3 protein-coding genes are annotated in these 3,145 nt (G+C 39.2%); all 3 read left to right on the top strand.

Annotation, left to right across the window (positions count from 1 at the left end; translation table 11 throughout):
- Positions 1-96 precede the first annotated feature (96 nt).
- Positions 97-948, top strand: coding sequence for a hypothetical protein (locus tag LD39_RS21745; RefSeq protein WP_052158757.1), 852 nt, complete (start codon positions 97-99; stop codon positions 946-948).
- Between the two features lie 117 nt (positions 949-1,065).
- Positions 1,066-1,419: a VOC family protein gene (locus tag LD39_RS06910; RefSeq protein ID WP_035544438.1), complete on the top strand. Its 354-nt coding sequence runs from the start codon at positions 1,066-1,068 to the stop codon at positions 1,417-1,419.
- Positions 1,420-1,684: 265 nt separating this feature from the next.
- Complete coding sequence (locus LD39_RS06905; protein WP_035544437.1) at positions 1,685-2,797, top strand: FAD-binding oxidoreductase; 1,113 nt, start codon at positions 1,685-1,687, stop codon at positions 2,795-2,797.
- Positions 2,798-3,145: the final 348 nt, after the last annotated feature.

The raw sequence follows: 3,145 nt of genomic DNA, 5'->3' as shown, positions 1-3,145 counted from the left end.
TTTGTTTCATTTTTTATTCAGCTGGAAGGGTTTGGATAATTGCTGTCGAAAAGTGTTAGAGAATCAGCTTTACCTATAGAAGAGTGGGGGGAAATGATGAACAAGTTTGCAGAGTTTTTGGAGCAAGCGAGTTATATGACAAAAAATCCACTAGGAATCATAGGTTTGTTCATATCTTTTATTTATGCCGTATCCGGTCTTGTCCTCACTTTGTCGGATCAGTGGCTGTCAGTGAATCAAACGTGGACACTTGTGTGGTTTATCGTATTATTTCCAATTTTCATTCTCATCGCTTTTTTGTATTTAGTCATCAACCATCACCAAAAGTTGTATAGTCCTAGTGATTATCGTGATGAGAGCAATTTTTTTCGGCCACTGAATCCTGAAGAACAAAATGAAAAATTTAAAAAAGAAGCACAACATTTATTTCCTTTCAGTGAGTCTGTTTTACATTCATCCGGCACTGGTGACGTGAAAGGGGATCAATCGGTTGATCAGCATGAGGCAGAAAATCTGAATCAAGCGCTCATGAATCATTTATTCAATGCTTCAAACTTCTATTTTTTGATCGAAGAAACAGTTTTAAGAGCGCTGGAGTCTGAGATGAATCTATCCATTCGCAGGCAGATGGCGATGGATACTGCAGAGTACCGAGTGAACTTCTCAGGTATTGCCTTCAAGCCTAATGAATTAATAGGAATAGAAATTAAATACTCACCCTCAGGAAAAATAGAAGAGAGTCAAATTGAAAGTCTTGTTCATATGATTCAAACAGTTCAGGAGTACAATAAAGATCAACGCTCGTTTAGCTTCATTCTTTCGTTCGTGTCCGACCAACCTTTCAATAATGAAAACGAGACAAAGTTAGAGATTTATGATCGATTAAAAGGGAAGGCTTCAATCCATTTCAAATTTTACTTGCTAGACGAATTGAAAAAAAGAAGTTAGATATAAGAGACGTCTATTTTTCATGAGGTCATAATATGTGGTAAGAAAAAACAAAGAGATCGATTTTCTTCATTTATTAATTACTTCAGCAATCAAAGTAAAATAAGGAGCGATTATATGGATCATCCCATATTAAATCACATCGGTACTGTATTCATTCCAGTAAAAAACATCGTGCACGGACGTGATTGGTATTGTGATTTGTTAGGCATTTCGCCTGACGGGGAGATTTTATTCGGACACATATACGTGATCCCTATGAAAGGCACAGGCATTGTTTTAGATAGCAAAATTTATTCAGAGGAGAACTTGATTAAAACCCCACTCTTTCATCTCGATACTGAAGACATTGAAGCTGCTTATCGCTATATAAAGGGGAAAGGTATCCAATTAGTCACGGAAATTCAACACGAGCATTATTTCAACTTTCAAGATCCATTTGGGAACCAGTTGATGATATGTAAATGCTGACTGATCAAATGGTAGTACTTTCAGAATAAGACTGGCTAAGTAAACCAATTGACATAGAAGCGCTCTTATCGATTCTAATAGCATATGGATCAATTTATTTCTGGGAGTTCTCTTATGAATAAATTCAATTTTTCTCATAAGAAGGAAAAATGAAGTTATCCAGACGCACTCAATCCTTTTAATATGAGAACATACCTGAGAATTTGTTCATTTATTGAAACTTCGGTACAATCGGATGAGAATCTAATATGAAATAGGTGTCAACATGAAACATATCATCATTGGAGCAGGAATCCTCGGAGCTTCTACCGCTTACCATCTGGCAAAAGCAGGAGAAGAAGTAGTAGTTGTAGATCGGAACGACCCAGGACAAGCTACTCAGGCGGGTGCGGGAATCGTGTGTCCCTGGCTAACGAATCGCAGTAACGCAGCGTGGTACCGGTTAGTTCTGGAAGGGGCAAGGTATTATCCTTCACTGATCAAAGATTTGCAAGCAGACGGAGAAACGGATACAGGATATTCAAAAGTTGGGGCCATCAATATTTTTGATACAGAAGAGAAGCTGAATAAGAAAATGCAAGTAGCTTATGAGAGAAAAGAAGAAGCCCCTGAAATGGGAGAGATAACAAAGCTTTCATCTGAACAAACGAAAGAGCTTTTCCCGCCTGTTTCGCACATCTATGGTTCTGTCCACATTGGCGGAGCTGCTCGTGTAGATGGAAAGGCTATTTGCACTGCTTTACTTCGTGCTGCAAAGAAAAATGGGGCCACCGAAATTTTCGGCAGCGCTAAATTGTTATCAAATGGCAGTGAAATCCAAGGAGTTTTGGTAAACGGAAGATCGATAATCGCTGACCAGGTCATCGTTACGAATGGTGCATGGGGACAAGAGTTATTTGAACCTTTTGGGCTCAAGACAAATGTATCTTTTGAGAAAGCTCAAATCGTTCACTTACAAATGCCTGGAATGAATACAAAAGATTGGCCTGTCATGCTTCCGCCTTTTAATCATTATATGGTAACTTTTGGAGGTGGAAGATTGGTCATTGGTGCTACAAAAGAAAAGTCGAACGATTTTAATACCTGTGTTACGACCGGATCTGTTCATCAACTTCTTGATAAAGCACTAAGAGTAGCTCCGGGATTGTCTGAAGCCACTTATTTGGGAACTAAGGTCGGCTTTAGACCATTTACACCAGGATCTCTGCCTGTGATTGGACATCTTCCTCAATTTAAGAATGTACTTATGGCAAATGGATTGGGAGCCTCAGGTTTAACCAGCGGTCCATTTGTAGGAGCGGAGCTTGCAAAAATGGCCATCGGTAATCGCTCTGTTCTTCATTTACCTGATTATGATGTAAATAATGCCTTTCAATAAAGTTAAAGTAAGGGACTGGGATAAAAGTGTTTTAGCCATTCTAAAAACCGAACGATGGTGAAATTCTTATGATAAGATCTCACCATCGTTCGGTTTTTTTATTGTATATTAGCGCAACATATTCAATTCATGCCATTACTTCGGACATTTGTCTTGTAAGGTGGAAGTATGGCCGCTCCGACAGAATGCTTCGCTGATAAACTAAACATGTAGAAGAAGGATTTAGACCATTCCAGCGTAGGAAATACACGGAGACTTCTGCGGGAGGAAGGCATCGGTGAGACCCCACAGTGCGCAGCGAGGCCACTGAAAAAGTAACTTAATTTCAAAATTTACTGACGGAGCATC

Source organism: Halobacillus sp. BBL2006, assembly GCF_000786645.1.
In the GTDB taxonomy this organism is placed as follows: Bacteria; Bacillota; Bacilli; order Bacillales; family Halobacillaceae; genus Halobacillus.
Note: the sequence above shows the minus strand (reverse complement) of the source record. Positions and strands in the feature narration are given on the sequence as shown.